Source organism: Legionella clemsonensis, assembly GCF_002240035.1.
Classification (GTDB): domain Bacteria; phylum Pseudomonadota; class Gammaproteobacteria; order Legionellales; family Legionellaceae; genus Tatlockia; species Tatlockia clemsonensis.
The window spans coordinates 1,220,297-1,233,321 of sequence record NZ_CP016397.1 but is presented as its reverse complement, the minus strand read 5'-3'; the positions used below and the strand labels follow the sequence as shown (position 1 = coordinate 1,233,321).

The following is a 13,025-nucleotide window of genomic DNA, read 5'->3' as shown; positions in this document are numbered from 1 at the left end:
GTCACACAATAGTGGTACACTATTACAGGGAACGTTATGAAATTAAGATTAATTGTTTGCGGAGTGCTGTGGGCATTCGTTTTAAATGTTTCAGCCCACACCTCTTCTTTAAATCATTCTTTATTCCAATCCTCTGCCTGGAAATCATCCCTTGGAATAAGATACTGGCATAGTACTGGCAATACTAGCTGGAATCACGACCCTAGCGTTGTTGATTCCTTTTTTGGTAACCCAGGCTCCGTTCTGGATTATAAAAAAATGGGTGCCAATTCAACCGAATTTTTTTTCCAATTCGCACATACCTCAGGACTTTTTGTAAAAGGATTGGTGGCTACCGGTTCTATTTATAAAGGCAATCTTGAGGATAAAGATTATTTAGCAGGACAAATTAAATTTCTAGATACGACAAGTTCCTTAAAAAATGGCAATATTGATTATCTCTCGTTTAATTGGGGAGGCAATATTTATGAGAACGTTGAACCCCATCAAACTATTTATCTTGAGCGCTTGGGAATTCTTGCAGGCTATTTTTATTGGCGAGATAATATTCATGCCTTTGGGGCTCGCTGTAATCCTGACGATATCGGTGGCTTATTATGCGGTCCTCCTGGTTTTGTCAGTATTCCTTTCTTTATCAATGTCATTAGCAATAAAGCGCGCTGGGACGCGTTTCGCGTGGGGATTACTACCGATATTCATTTAACTTCAAAACTTCTGCTAAATGCTGATATTGCCTATATACCCATTGCACATTTAAGAAATGAAGATAGCCACCATTTGCGTTTTGATCTTGGGGCAATCCCTAATATTTTGATGAAGGCCAACGGACACGGCTTAATGGCAGATGTGGTAGCTGCTTATACGATTACAAACCAGCTTAATATCGGCCTGGGAGCAAGATATTGGGAATTTATGAGTAAAGGCTCCGTAGTATTTTCAGATATTGTTTTACCATTGAATGATTTTGACAGTAAACGTTATGGTATTTTTGCACAAGCAAGTTACACCTTTGCCTAAATCGGAGAGGAAACTAAATTCCTCTCCCTATAGCAGCTGCTATTCAGCTTAAGCTAAAGTGATTGCCCCTTCCAGGTATAAGCGACATTCTCCTGTTAATAATACCCTGTCATTTTTAACCTCGCAAATGAGTTCCCCCTGACGCTTTAACCCTTGTAAAGCATGAATCGTTTTCTTGCCCAGGCGTTCGCTCCAGAAAGGTGCAATAACGCAATGTGCTGAACCTGTAACAGGATCTTCAGGTACCTCACAACCAGGATAAAAACAACGTGAATATACATCAAATTGGGTTGAAGGGGCTGATAAAATTACCCCTCTATTTTGCAACTGGCTAATAGCATGCAGATCCAGTTGTGCATTTCTAACATCTTTTTCGTCATCACAAATGACTAACAAATCAAAAGTACTTTCATAAACAGCTTTAGGAACTATATTCATTGCAGCTAATAAAGCTGGTAGCGGTTTAATCTCGGTATAGGGAAGTGAAGGGAAATCTAATTGCAACGCAGCACCTTGTCTTGCCACTCTTAATTCACCACTTAAGCTCTGAAAAACCAAACTGTTACCTGGATAACCCAATTTTTCAAAGATAACATAGGCGCTTGCCAGCGTTGCATGCCCGCATAAAGCAACCTCAGAATTGGGTGTGAACCAACGAATATGAAAATAGTCTCTTTCTTTTATAAAGAAAGCTGTTTCAGATAGGTTATTCTCAGTGGCTATGGATTGCATTAATTGCTCATCCAACCATTCTTCCAAGGGACAGACTGCTGCAGGATTGCCTCCAAATAATTTGGTAGTAAACGCATCAACTTGGTACATAGGTTGTTTAGGCATAGTTAACTTCCTTAACACGACAAATTATTGCTTACTATAACATAGTATGCTATATATTAGCAATTGATATTTATCCGAGATAAACGATGCTAACGTCCAGCCTAATTAAAAAAGCCAATCGTTTGCTTATAAAAAAAGCCAATGACTTATTAAAACCTTATGCCATTACACACGCCTATACCTTCTTTTTACTGGAGCTTTTTAAACAAGATGGCTTAACTCAGGCTCAAATGTGCAAATTGATAGGTATTGAACAACCCACTGCAGTGAGGACACTTGATCGCATGGAGCGAGATGGGTTTATTTACAGAAAACCCTCTGAAAATGACAGACGTATTTCTTTAATCTATCTGACTCAAAAAGCACTCGATGTTAAAAAAGCCATGAATCGCTGCGCGACAGATCTTAATGCCCTTGCCTTATCTGGTTTCAGTAAAGAAGAGAAAGAGCAATTTAACCAATTTATTAAACGAATGAATACTAATTTAGAAAACGAATATATTCCTATATGATAGGGAATTAGTCAGGCTAACACTAAGGAAAATTATGAAAGCCATTGGATACTCAAAATCACTGCCCATCGACAATACTGACTCATTAATGGATATAGAACTTCCAACACCTACGGCAAGTGGACGAGATGTTTTAGTAGAAATAAAAGCGGTGGCAGTAAATCCGGTAGATTGTAAAGTAAGACTTCGAGAAGAACCGCAGCCCGGGCAGTATCGGGTATTAGGCTGGGATGCTGCAGGAATTATTAAAGCAGTTGGAGAACAAGTAACGCTTTTTAAACCAGGTGATGAAGTTTGGTACGCCGGAGATATCACTCGTTCTGGTTGCAATAGTGAGTTTCATTTGGTGGACGAACGCATTGTTGGCTTAAAACCTAAAAATCTATCTTTTGAAAAAGCAGCAGCTCTGCCTCTAACAGCAATCACCGCCTGGGAAATCCTTTTTGATCGCTTGAGTATTACAGCCAGTGAAAAATCCAGTGTGTTAGTTACGGGAGCTGCCGGTGGTGTGGGCTCTATTTTAGTGCAATTAGCTCGCCAACTTACCTCTTTAACAATAATAGGGACAGCATCACGAGAAGAATCCAAACAGTGGATATTCAATCAGGGTGCACACCATGTCATTGATCATAGTAAACCAATGCAAGAGCAATTAAAGCAGTTAGAAATTTCTGAAGTAGATTATGTCATCAGCCTTACCCATAGCGATGAGCATGTTGAAGAATTAATTAAATGCTTAAAACCACAAGGAAAGTTTGCCTTAATTGATGATCCGAAGCATCTTAATATTCTTCTTTTCAAGCTTAAAAGCATCTCGATCCACTGGGAAATGATGTATACACGCTCCATGTTTAGAACACCTGATATGATTAAGCAACATCATATTCTAAATGAGGTTGCACATCTAGTAGACAAGCAAGTCATTAAAACTACTTTTAACAAGAGCTTTGGTACTATTAATGCCGCCAATTTGCGCAAAGCTCATGAGCTTCTGGAGAGCAATCAATCCAGAGGTAAAATTGTGCTCTCTGGATTTGCATAACCTGCTGGAATAAATTCGGGCTTTGCTAGCCCGGACTATAGCTGAAAGTAGGCCAAACTGGCGTTTCATCCGCAGAAGTGCACTCATAGGTGTTTTTAGCGTATTTACTTATTTCATCAAGCAAAGCAGTACTCGTTTTTTCTTTAACACCAAATAGAGAAAGAATCATACTTAAAATATCTTGTCTTCGATTTATAGCCTCATAGCGAGTATGGCCATTGTGGCTATTCTCATGATAGAAATCCTCAAACACAGTCTGAATCCCTTCCATTGATTTTTGAGCACTTAACGATTGAATAAGTTCATTCAAAATGTGGTAATCGTTGCGATTATGAAGTAAACCAAAAAAATGATTACCCCTATAGTCCTTTAAGAAATCTCTATAAGCTAATAGTTCCTTAAACACTGGGCTCTGAAAAAAAATAGCGGCTGCTGTTGTACGCCTCTCATTTGCTTCATAGACTACACGAGGGGCAGGAATATGGACATGAAGAAGGTGTTCAGTACCTTGTTTAAGTGTTGCAATATGATGAGTAAAAAAGGGTTGTTTTTCTCGTTTTTCTTCAGCTGATGCCTCATTTAGCCAATAAGCAGCCAAGTAAATGGCTTGAGCATATTTTTCAAAATTTTTTTTCGAGGTATTTTTGCGAAGATCATTATACGTTGCTTCAACATAGGCTACATTCTCTTCCCATGTTTTTTCGGGAAACTTGGCGGGTATACCGGTTCGCCCACAAGCTTCCTCAACATTCCTGGCATACTTCCTTACGTCATTCACATCAATATATTGCATAAACATTCTCCGAACTAAAATTAGAGACTTTTACTACCTTTTCCCGTTCCAAACACACTAAAGTAATGTAATATCATCACTAGCACTGTGAGCTAAAATGGCTCTACAGTTTTATTGGGATATAGCAGCTTTCATTTTTTTCATAGTTAGCAATCATTCTTGCCAACTGCCCATAAACTGTATGCGTGTTGTCTGTTCTTAGCCAACTCTTCTCTTCATCCTCTCCATCATACCCTTTATCGCGTAAAATTTTTTTAATACCAGCAATTTTTATTTCATTTGCACAGTTTCGGTTAAGTAAACCATTAATTGCCAGAATGCCTCTGGGGTATAACGATTCCGCTTGGTTTAAAGCATCAAACTCCAATGCATAATCAGGGTTTTGAAAAAAAACCAGTGTTTTTCCAAAATTGCGTAGCCAATTAAAACGCACCTCTTCAGTCCAGTCATAACTCTTAATAAGCGTTTCTATTTCCTTTAGTAGATCATGGGAACTCATCTTTCCTCCATGAGAACAAAAGCTACCCCTGCTACACAATTACACATCCTTACATTGATTTCAATTCAGCCTATATTTTAACCTAGCCAAACAGTAGCATTCTCAAATTTTACCTATGAAAGATGCGTATAATTTTTGGATGCTTAGGCTACATCCAATGGTATTAACAAGTCATTATAACAAGAATGCGTCGAAAACAGGAGTCGATGGGCTAACCCATTTGTCCTTAACAGAATAGAGAGTCTTTTTGGGAAAGAATAAAAGGATTTGGGAATGGGAATAAAAAAAATCCACCCGAAGGTGGAGAGGTTAAAACGTAGCTCCCAACACATGGGATCTAACATTCAACCTGCACTTTAAGTATAGATAAAATACCCAATATGTCAAATTTATAACAGATGAAAGTATGATAGTATTTGTTACATGTAGGAGATGTTTTTGCTGAACCCTGTGATAAACTGCTACTTTTGATATTGAAAAATTAGAGAATCATGTCTGTTCTTTTTTCTTTACGATCCTATACAACAGAGACTTGCAGCCATAGCCATGATTTTACTCAATTAGTCCTACCTCTCAAAGGTCAGCTCGAGCTTGAAATTGGAGGGCAAGCTGGAGTTGTCAAAGAAATGACGGCTGCTAATATTCGCTCAGATATAAGACACTGTTTTGCTGGCAGTGACAACAATTTATTTTTAGTAGTTGATCTACCTTATAACTCCAGTGAATGGCTCACGCACAAATTACCTTCTTTTTTAAACTTAAATCCTGCTTTAAAAAAATATCTTGAATTTGTTCACTGCTATCTGGAAACTCAATCCGATCCTTTGGCAAATTACCATCTCTATCAGCTCTTGGTTAGTCTGCTTTTAACTGATTTAAAAACTTTTGATCGTACTGTGATTCAAGCAAAAGACTGGATCGCTCAGCATTTAGCAACACCTGTGGATATTGCTCGATTAGCTAAACACTGTCACTTGAGTAAAAGTCAACTTCAGCGGCGTTTTAGGCTAAGCACTGGTTTTACCCTGGCAGAATACTGGCGAATGAAAAAATTCCAATACGCCCAGCAATTGCTTCTAAATAAGGAATTAGGTATCGAGGAAATTGCCTATCGAATTGGCTATGAAAATGTATCTGCCTTTAGCCGACGCTTTCACCAGACTTATGGACTCTCGCCTACTCAATGGCGGCATATGAACCTAAAAGCAAAATATATGCGTGTTTTGGATAATTAATCTTTTTCGAATACTGGTAAAATGGCTTTTATAAAACACGCAGGGTTTGAGTACATTATGCAAAAGAAGGCACATTGGCATAGAGGCTTATTATTTTTAATTCTTGCTCAAATTATGGTAGGAGTTAATATTGTTTCTTCAAAAGTAATTCTTTCATCGATACCTCTCACTTTCTTATTGGCGATGCGTTTTGCTTTAGCCACCATAATATTATTTCCTTTGCATTGGTTAAGCTCAGCCAGAAAATTCTCCTTGCGCTACTACTTTTCTCAGCTTAATCGCCGCGATTGGATATTTATTTTTGCTCAGGCACTGTCTGCTGGGATATTATTTAATTGCCTGATGCTTTTAGGATTACATTATACTGATGCCAATGTAGCAGGTATCATCACCAGTACCCTACCTGCCATTATTGCTATAATGTCCTGGATTATTCTGAAAGAAAAAATTGCAGCCAAGCAAAGTTTATGCATTATTTTTGCTACAATCGGCCTTGTTATCATTGCTTATGATAAATTACAAGGCAATCATGCCATTCATTCTTTTTTTGGAGATTTTATTATTTTATTCTCCCTTTTACCCGAAGCAACTTACTACGTACTATGTAAAATGCATCCTAATCGTTTGCCTGTCTTTATTACCTCAGCACTCATGAATGGCATTAATGCGGCCTTGATATTACCGGCAGGAATTAATCATTATTTTGCCACCCCTGCTTTAGACCTCAACACCTGGTGGATTTTGTTTATTTTAGGGCTAAGCTCAGGTTTATTTTACGTGTTCTGGTATTTTGGCTATCAATTAGTTGACGGCATTATGGCTTCTCTTTCTACCGCGGTAATGCCTGTGGCCACTGTTTTGCTGGCATGGATTATCCTTAATGAACAATTAACAGTGTTGCAGTGTGTGGGTATGAGTCTCGTTTTATTATCAATCGTCATTTATGCTAAAAAATAATAGCATCATTGTTCCAGCATTGCCTCAAACCAATGTTGATGTCTTCTTTCATTGCCTAAGCCACGTTTTAAAACGTTGGCAGCGTCTCTCCATTTAGTTTCATGGCAATTTAAACGTTCAAAAGCCGTTTTGACATCCTTCTCATTGAAAAGTAGTACTTTAAGAATAGCTTCATCACCAAAAAGATCAGCAAAAACAACTTTCCCTTGCGTTAATAATTTTTTAGCGCCAGGACCTGTTGGCGCAATCTTGTTATGCTTTTTAAGCAAATTACTAATCTCTTTAATATAGCATTGATGATCATTTTTAAATTCTGTAAGCCTGTGCTTGTAGGTAGCATTATCAAGGCGGTTAATAGCGGTCTTGTATGCCTCAACAATTTCAAAATCCAACTCGCATAGCCCATAGAGTGCGTCTTCAAATTTTTCCTGTGTTCCTACCATAGTGGCCATTTACTCTTCCCTTTTCAATAAATTCTCCTCTATATAAAGAATAGTCTATGAAATCGCCGTTTCTACCTGCGCAAAAGGTACTATTTTTGCTACCCGTGAGAGCAACTCTAAACTATTTTTATGAATTTTATCTGTAGCTGCTGCACATGCCTCCTCAACAATAACAACGTTATAATCTCTGTCATGAGCTTCTCTGGCAGTAGAAGTAATTGTCATGTTAGTAGCTACACCACTGAGCAATAGGGTGTTAATTCGGTTGATACGGAGAAAAATGTCTAATGAAGTACCATAAAAGGCACTTACCCGATGTTTGATAATGACAATATCTTGAGGTACAACTGCCAGCTCTTTATGAAATTCAGTTCCCCAGGTGTCAAGCTGCAAGGCTTGTGATTCTTTGGCTTTGCCAAATACAGGAGAATTTGTCGGACACTCTCGATAATCTTTAGAAAATCCTACTTTTACAAACAAGAGCAGAAGCTGCTTTCTTCTTGCCATCTCAATCAGCTTATTTGTATTTTGGATTGTATTATTTTTTTCAACAAAGGCCGCAGCAGCGGCTATTTTACCGTCTGAATGAACAATATCGTTAATAAAGTCAATTACAATTAACGCTGTATTCATAGCTCACCTCCAGCGACTTTTGCAACCTCTCCTTGTAAACTCCATAGATCAGTCAATTCCTCGCTGCTTGTTAAGTTAGAAAAATTTTTAATTTTTTCTAACAATAGAGTAGATTTTTTCTCATTCATTACAGGCGACACACAATTTTTGAATTTAGATTCAATTTCTGCGATTGATAGTCTATTTTGCTGAGTTCCTTTTGCATATTTGATACGCTTTTCAAAGCATCGTTTATCTCGAGTGGTTACTTTAACAATACTTCCCATATTCTCACTTTGTTCTCTGGTTGCCAAAGCATCTTCATGTAAGCGAATTTTATTGGACAACAAGTGCACTTTTGGGTCGTTGATATTTTCTTCAGTATAATCATGCATCTGAGGCGGATTTTTTAAAAGTGACAAAGCCAATGTAAAAACCATACTAAACTGGGCTTCCATTGCATTCTTTGGATGTCGGATTTTTCCTACATGATTCAGTGCAAATCGACTGGTACCCACTTCTATTTTTTCAATTTCGTCTACTTCAATTTTTTGATATTGACAAATATTCAATAAAGCTTCCAGAGCAGCATGAATGCTAAATGGACAATTATAATGTTTTATAGCAATACCTTTTAATAAAAATTCTTCACCCAATTCCTTACTCAACCGTTGAATATGTGAGCCATCATCAAATACCTGACACACACCAAATTTTCCTTCTAAAATGGAATGAGGACCAGTAACTCCCTGGGCTGCAAGATAAGCCGCTTTAATGCCAGCAGTGGTAGCAATGGCACAATGCATACGTTTTGCTGTACCACCTGTTTGGGTGTACTCCCATAACCCACCGGCATAACTTCCAGCAATACCGAGGGCATTGATGCATTGTGGTTGATTTAAATTTAACAATAAACTGGCAGTAATTGCTGCTGCAAAGGGACCTGCTACAGTTGGGGTATGAAATCCTTTAGCATGACAAGCTGGTATGGAGTAAGCAATACGAATCATAATTTCAATACCCGCTGCTACAGCACAAAGAATTTGTTGTGCTGTAGCAGCTGATTGATTAGCTACAGCAAAAGCAGTAGGAATAACAACACCACCAGGGTGAGTAATGGCTTGAATGTGAGTATCATCAAAATCTTGCGCATGGCCAAAACTTGCATTTATAAAAGCCGCTTGCTCAGGAGAGAGTTTATCACCATAACAAGCCACCCGTGCGTTGCCTGGGGCAGGAAATTGCGTCGTAGCCTTATAAACGGCTTGGCTTGAAGAAAAATAAGCCCCTCCCAACATAAGTCCAATTTTATCAATTAATAATTCAATGACTTGAGATGCAAGATCATCAGTAATCCCTTGCTGATAAATCATTTGCGCAAATTCAGTAAGCTCTTCAGAGATAAATCCTTTCACGGTGTCAACCCTTGCATTTGAGCAATAAGGAATCTTATTGTATTACATCAATACAATTAGTATATCACTAACTGTTTCATTTCCAGGTTATCATCTGAAATTCAACAGTTCAGCATAAGATTTCTGATTACTTTAGAAAAATTTTGGTGCGTTTTATTGGGGTTTTAATGAGATCAGGGATGAGAGGACATCTAACATAATAATAGCGGAAAAATCCGCTATTATTATTTATTTCTACAAATTAAGGGCTTACTGTAAAATAGGTTTCATCATAAGGATAGCAAGTCCATTGCACTTTGCTACCACCCACTTGTACATCAATGATTTGAGTATTTAATGAAGCCAGACTTGGTTGTGCTTCTGCATAGCAAACCTTGTTAACACCACCTATCGTTACATAATGATAATCGGTAGTGGCAGTATAAGTATCTGGCACATAATAGACATCACCGCGCTGCTCCAGTACTACAGGACTACCGCTGATGACCACTTTATCAGCCCAGGAAGGAATGCTGAGAATTAAAAGAAATAAAGAACAGGCGCTTAATACTAGCTTTTTCATCGTTGTATCTCCAGTTATTAAATTTATTTATTCTGGTAATAGACAACTGAATGTCTACCCTGACAAATGACTCCTTACATTAAGATATTTCATCTTAATTAGCAGTTAAACGCTTAAGTACTGCCTTTCTAAGGATAGCAAAATTTTGCAAATTAGCTATTTAAAATTTATAGATTTTCTTACTTCTGAGATTGCATTTCCATCCCAAATATAATCATAGTGTCCAGCCTGCTTGGGAATAGTTAAGGCAGGAGGTCTTAAAACAGCCAGACACTGTGCCTGCGAAGTAGTACTCCTTACACTGGGATATACCATACCCCATTCATTTTGCCGTTTTATTTCCCGTCCAAACTCCTGGCTTTTGTAGTAGGAATTAACATCTGGATTTAAATACTCTTGATAACGGTTATCACAGAGGTTTATTAGACTTTTAGTGACATAAGCTGTGTACTCCCGCATTTGTACAATGCAGGGCGGCTCGTTTGATGCTGCCAAAAAACGCTCTCGATGAAATTTAGTTTCTGCAATGGCCGTTTTGACCGAATCCCCTGCATAATAAATTCCATACATGGTTCCATCACTAAATCGTGAAACACCAAAATGGGTAAAAGCAGCCATTAATGGTGTTGACCCAGGCCCACTTACCCAATCTTCTTTTGCCACCAGAGATATTTGACCGTATTCTGTTGTTAGACGTTCATTCGTTAACCCTTCCAAATGAGCTATCTGCTCGAGCTCTTCTTGAGAGTCAGCCCAATCAAATAACGTGACTGGAGGGTAGCGTGATGGAATAAGGCGATGCGTTTTTTCCTTAAAATCAGTGTAAGTGAACATCCTTTTAATACCCTCTCCAAAAATCTAAAAATCGTCGCACTTCGGCTAATCGCAGGAGACTTCCTTCCATCAAATAGCTTCTTGGAGTAATGCCATTAAACGGAGGCAAGGTATTTTCTCTATTGATCCAGGACATGGCTTGATTGCTATCAACAAACAAAATTCGTAAATTTTTATAAATTCCTAGTAATAAAGAAATACGTTCTTTCTCATCTCGCGTTAAATTACCATCATGTTTATTAATCCCTTTATAATAGGAGGAAACGGGCATATCCCCCATCAGCCGAAGCGCTTCTTCCTTGGTGAAATTAAATCTTTCCACTAAATTTTTTAGAGCTTTCCATGCTACTTCATTAGGAACGGCCAACGCTACTTGAGCAGAAGTTTTCATGATTGTCTCTTTAATTTGATCCATTCCTCCTTACTATATTCTATTTTTATAATTTTGTCTAATTTTAGAATTATGCCGCAGAATATTCTTTTGTAAAAAGATATACGCTACCCACCACCGCTGCAGGCATAATAATAAGATTAAGAAAAGGAATGAAACTTAACCCGCTAATCGTCATACCAAACCCCAAGGATAAAGCCTTTTTATGGCTAATCATCTGTCGCATTTTTTTGAAATCAATTAAGTTGTTGTCCATTACAAAGTCCTGATACTGTATACTTAATATCCAGGAATTAAATAAAAACCATAGGAAAGGTAATAAAGGATGTAGTGGCGGGATAAAAAATAACCCACACATTAAGATTAAACGAGGTATATAAAAAAGGAGAAACTGGCTCTGGCGTTTTATAGCCTGAATGATGAGAATTAGCCATCCCCGCTCAGGCAAAGCTTCATTTTTTATTAATTTTTGCGCACGTTCAGCTAATAAACCATTAAAAGGAGCCGCACAAACATTCGCTAACACTGAAAAGGTGGTTAAGAAAAACAAAATGAATAAAATGAAGAAAAGGATAGTAAAAAGGCTACTTAAAAAACTAAGCCATTCTGGAAGCTTACTCACATAATGATGAACTAACGGTGATAAATAATGATAGCCAATATAGGCAATAGCGGCATAAATTAAAAGATTGAAAATAATAGGCAAAATTACGAAGGTTCTCAATCCTCTGCGAGTCAAATTTTTAAACCCTAGAAAAAAATAATGCATCCCTGAGAAAAAGTCGGTCATCAAATTTCCTTTAAAAGAGTTTAGAGTTACAAAATCAGTTGCCAAGGAGCTATAGCATAAAGTAATCGATTCCAATGCAGTTAAATAAACCTCATAATATGTGATTGATTAACTTCATTGGGAGGATAACCTCTCGATAACAATTTGCAATACTAAAGATAATACACTTAGATCAAATAAAGCCAATTGATTGACATTGTTCTTGTCTCGCAACCAGCAAAACAAAATGACGAATGTTGTCATCAATAAGGACAAATTGCATGATGAGTTTAAAAATGGATTTGGATAAAGAATTAAAATTTGCCATCAGTCTTGCGCGTGAAGCAGGTTTTCTGGTACAGACTATCCGAGCTAAAGGTTATAAAGTGTATGATAAAGGCAAACATTTAGGCTTAGTGACCGATGCCGATAAAGCAGCAAGTCAATTTTTATTAAACAACCTGGTAACTACTTTCCCTGCGGATCTCGTTATTTCAGAAGAAGAACCACCTCCCTTAAGGAGTCAATCCAAAGAACGCATATGGTTTGTAGATCCAATTGACGGCACAGCGGATTTCGTTGCTGGAAGCGGAGAGTGGTCTATTATGCTTGGACTTTCTATTCATAAAAAAGCTTGTCTTGGGGTTGTATATCAACCTGACACCAATGAACTTTTCTATGCGATTAAAAATCAAGGTACGTTTTACATCACCAGCAAAGAAACGTTTAATCTTAAAGTCAGAGCAATTTCACATCCTTCGCAGGCGATTTTGATACAGTCCAGAAGACACTGGAGCACTAAGGCCGATGAAATTGCCAGGAAGTTAGGCGTCAGCGACGTTTATAAATGTGGTTCTCTGGGATTAAAATTCGCCAAAATTGCTAAAGGAGAGGCCGACCTTTATTTTAACTTTTCGGGGCATTGCCATTTGTGGGATCTTTGCGGTCCTGAAGTTATTCTTCGCGAGGCAGGAGGCAAGCTTTTGTTCGCTGGTACAAATAAACTGCATTATGAAGCAGGAGAAACTCGAGTTAAGTATAGTTTTTTGGCAGCTGCGGATGGATTGGCAAACGAAGTTTATTCTATGTTAACCAAGGAAAAGTAAA

16 protein-coding genes are annotated in these 13,025 nt (G+C 37.9%); 6 read left to right on the top strand and 10 right to left on the bottom strand.

The features are described 5' to 3' along the window. The first annotated feature begins 36 nt into the window (after window positions 1-36). Window positions 37-1,017 carry a hypothetical protein gene (locus clem_RS05310; RefSeq protein ID WP_094090676.1) on the top strand — a complete coding sequence of 327 codons (981 nt, stop codon included), beginning with the start codon at window positions 37-39 and terminating at the stop codon, window positions 1,015-1,017. Window positions 1,018-1,065: 48 nt separating this feature from the next. On the opposite strand, the gene clem_RS05305 is transcribed toward clem_RS05310, so the two are convergent. Next, window positions 1,066-1,854, bottom strand: a complete 789-nt coding sequence (locus clem_RS05305) for a PhzF family phenazine biosynthesis protein (protein WP_094090675.1) — start codon at window positions 1,852-1,854, stop codon at window positions 1,066-1,068. Between the two features lie 86 nt (window positions 1,855-1,940). Between clem_RS05305 and clem_RS05300 the strand changes: the two genes are divergently transcribed. Continuing rightward, the gene (locus clem_RS05300) at window positions 1,941-2,366 is read left to right on the top strand and encodes a MarR family winged helix-turn-helix transcriptional regulator (protein ID WP_094090674.1); all 426 of its coding nucleotides are present in this window, start codon (window positions 1,941-1,943) and stop codon (window positions 2,364-2,366) included. A 34-nt stretch (window positions 2,367-2,400) separates the two neighbouring features. Then, the gene (locus clem_RS05295; RefSeq protein ID WP_094090673.1) at window positions 2,401-3,408 is read left to right on the top strand and encodes a zinc-binding alcohol dehydrogenase family protein; all 1,008 of its coding nucleotides are present in this window, start codon (window positions 2,401-2,403) and stop codon (window positions 3,406-3,408) included. Window positions 3,409-3,433: 25 nt separating this feature from the next. On the opposite strand, the gene clem_RS05290 is transcribed toward clem_RS05295, so the two are convergent. Together clem_RS05290 and clem_RS05285 are read right to left on the bottom strand one after the other, a co-directional pair. Continuing rightward, window positions 3,434-4,201, bottom strand: coding sequence for a hypothetical protein (locus clem_RS05290; RefSeq protein WP_094090672.1), 768 nt, complete (start codon window positions 4,199-4,201; stop codon window positions 3,434-3,436). A gap of 103 nt (window positions 4,202-4,304) precedes the next feature. Beyond that, window positions 4,305-4,700 carry an RNA-binding protein gene (locus clem_RS05285; RefSeq protein WP_094090671.1) on the bottom strand — a complete coding sequence of 132 codons (396 nt, stop codon included), beginning with the start codon at window positions 4,698-4,700 and terminating at the stop codon, window positions 4,305-4,307. Between the two features lie 491 nt (window positions 4,701-5,191). Here clem_RS05285 and clem_RS05280 point away from each other — a divergent pair, with 491 nt between their 5' ends. Both clem_RS05280 and clem_RS05275 read left to right on the top strand, forming a co-directional pair. After that, on the top strand, window positions 5,192-5,935 hold the full coding sequence (locus clem_RS05280; protein ID WP_094090670.1) for a helix-turn-helix domain-containing protein: 744 nt from the start codon (window positions 5,192-5,194) through the stop codon (window positions 5,933-5,935). 57 nt (window positions 5,936-5,992) lie between these two features. Beyond that, entirely contained in the window at window positions 5,993-6,892 is a 900-nt protein-coding gene (locus clem_RS05275) for a DMT family transporter (protein WP_094092275.1), read from the top strand. 5 nt (window positions 6,893-6,897) lie between these two features. Here the strand turns inward: clem_RS05275 and clem_RS05270 are convergent, their stop codons facing one another. The 7 genes from clem_RS05270 to cysZ form a co-directional block, all read right to left on the bottom strand. Beyond that, a complete protein-coding gene (locus tag clem_RS05270; protein WP_094090669.1) occupies window positions 6,898-7,344 on the bottom strand; it encodes a rubrerythrin family protein in 447 nt (148 codons plus the stop codon). Between the two features lie 45 nt (window positions 7,345-7,389). Next, complete coding sequence (locus clem_RS05265) at window positions 7,390-7,968, bottom strand: cysteine hydrolase family protein (protein ID WP_094090668.1); 579 nt, start codon at window positions 7,966-7,968, stop codon at window positions 7,390-7,392. Continuing rightward, entirely contained in the window at window positions 7,965-9,362 is a 1,398-nt protein-coding gene (locus clem_RS05260) for an MmgE/PrpD family protein (protein WP_094090667.1), read from the bottom strand. Before clem_RS05260 ends, clem_RS05265 begins: the two co-directional genes overlap by 4 nt. Window positions 9,363-9,603: 241 nt before the next feature. Further along, entirely contained in the window at window positions 9,604-9,924 is a 321-nt protein-coding gene (locus clem_RS05255; protein WP_094090666.1) for a hypothetical protein, read from the bottom strand. 156 nt (window positions 9,925-10,080) lie between these two features. Beyond that, window positions 10,081-10,758, bottom strand: a complete 678-nt coding sequence (locus clem_RS05250) for an RES family NAD+ phosphorylase (protein ID WP_094090665.1) — start codon at window positions 10,756-10,758, stop codon at window positions 10,081-10,083. 4 nt (window positions 10,759-10,762) lie between these two features. Beyond that, on the bottom strand, window positions 10,763-11,173 hold the full coding sequence (locus clem_RS05245) for an MbcA/ParS/Xre antitoxin family protein (RefSeq protein WP_232505570.1): 411 nt from the start codon (window positions 11,171-11,173) through the stop codon (window positions 10,763-10,765). A gap of 46 nt (window positions 11,174-11,219) precedes the next feature. Then, window positions 11,220-11,939, bottom strand: coding sequence for a sulfate transporter CysZ (gene cysZ / locus clem_RS05240; protein WP_094090664.1), 720 nt, complete (start codon window positions 11,937-11,939; stop codon window positions 11,220-11,222). A 260-nt stretch (window positions 11,940-12,199) separates the two neighbouring features. On the opposite strand from cysZ, the gene clem_RS05235 reads away from it, so the two are divergent. Next, on the top strand, window positions 12,200-13,024 hold the full coding sequence (locus tag clem_RS05235) for a 3'(2'),5'-bisphosphate nucleotidase CysQ family protein (protein WP_157698185.1): 825 nt from the start codon (window positions 12,200-12,202) through the stop codon (window positions 13,022-13,024). Window position 13,025 lies beyond the last annotated feature (1 nt).

Bases quoted from the DNA above. Each gene is read 5' to 3' on its own strand.
- clem_RS05255 (WP_094090666.1), bottom strand. From the start codon at position 9,924: ATGAAAAAGCTAGTATTAAGCGCCTGTTCTTTATTTCTTTTAATTCTC.
- clem_RS05245 (WP_232505570.1), bottom strand. From the start codon at position 11,173: ATGGATCAAATTAAAGAGACAATCATGAAAACTTCTGCTCAAGTAGCG.
- clem_RS05305 (WP_094090675.1), bottom strand. From the start codon at position 1,854: ATGCCTAAACAACCTATGTACCAAGTTGATGCGTTTACTACCAAATTA.
- clem_RS05270 (WP_094090669.1), bottom strand. From the start codon at position 7,344: ATGGCCACTATGGTAGGAACACAGGAAAAATTTGAAGACGCACTCTAT.
- clem_RS05235 (WP_157698185.1), top strand. From the start codon at position 12,200: ATGATGAGTTTAAAAATGGATTTGGATAAAGAATTAAAATTTGCCATC.
- clem_RS05285 (WP_094090671.1), bottom strand. From the start codon at position 4,700: ATGAGTTCCCATGATCTACTAAAGGAAATAGAAACGCTTATTAAGAGT.
- clem_RS05310 (WP_094090676.1), top strand. From the start codon at position 37: ATGAAATTAAGATTAATTGTTTGCGGAGTGCTGTGGGCATTCGTTTTA.
- clem_RS05275 (WP_094092275.1), top strand. From the start codon at position 5,993: ATGCAAAAGAAGGCACATTGGCATAGAGGCTTATTATTTTTAATTCTT.
- clem_RS05290 (WP_094090672.1), bottom strand. From the start codon at position 4,201: ATGCAATATATTGATGTGAATGACGTAAGGAAGTATGCCAGGAATGTT.
- clem_RS05295 (WP_094090673.1), top strand. From the start codon at position 2,401: ATGAAAGCCATTGGATACTCAAAATCACTGCCCATCGACAATACTGAC.
- clem_RS05280 (WP_094090670.1), top strand. From the start codon at position 5,192: ATGTCTGTTCTTTTTTCTTTACGATCCTATACAACAGAGACTTGCAGC.
- clem_RS05300 (WP_094090674.1), top strand. From the start codon at position 1,941: ATGCTAACGTCCAGCCTAATTAAAAAAGCCAATCGTTTGCTTATAAAA.
- cysZ (WP_094090664.1), bottom strand. From the start codon at position 11,939: ATGACCGACTTTTTCTCAGGGATGCATTATTTTTTTCTAGGGTTTAAA.
- clem_RS05250 (WP_094090665.1), bottom strand. From the start codon at position 10,758: ATGTTCACTTACACTGATTTTAAGGAAAAAACGCATCGCCTTATTCCA.
- clem_RS05265 (WP_094090668.1), bottom strand. From the start codon at position 7,968: ATGAATACAGCGTTAATTGTAATTGACTTTATTAACGATATTGTTCAT.